Consider the following 279-nt stretch of genomic DNA (forward strand, 5'->3'; position numbering starts at 1 on the left):
TCGCTGCACGTCTACGATTACGCAGGGCACTTCCTGGTATATACCAACCCCGAGGTTCTCCTGCATTAGAGAAAATCCCGGTCCACTGGTGGCGGTGAATGTTTTTTGACCGGATAATGAAGCTCCTATAATTGCGGCCATGCTGGCGATTTCGTCTTCCATCTGGATATATACCCCGCCATACCCGGGTAATTCCCGGGCGCAAACTTCTGCAATCTCAGATGATGGTGTTATGGGATAGCCGGCAAAAAATCTTGCCCCGGCGTCAATTGCTCCCCA

The 279-nt window shown here is 51.6% G+C and carries 1 pseudogene; it reads right to left on the minus strand.

Annotation, left to right across the window (positions count from 1 at the left end):
* Positions 1 to 279: pseudogene (locus tag IT084_RS17815) on the minus strand (2-oxoacid:acceptor oxidoreductase subunit alpha); the annotation flags it as partial.

Source organism: Desulfallas sp. Bu1-1 (assembly GCF_015594625.1).
Taxonomy (GTDB): Bacteria; Bacillota; Desulfotomaculia; order Desulfotomaculales; family Desulfallaceae; genus JADNRQ01.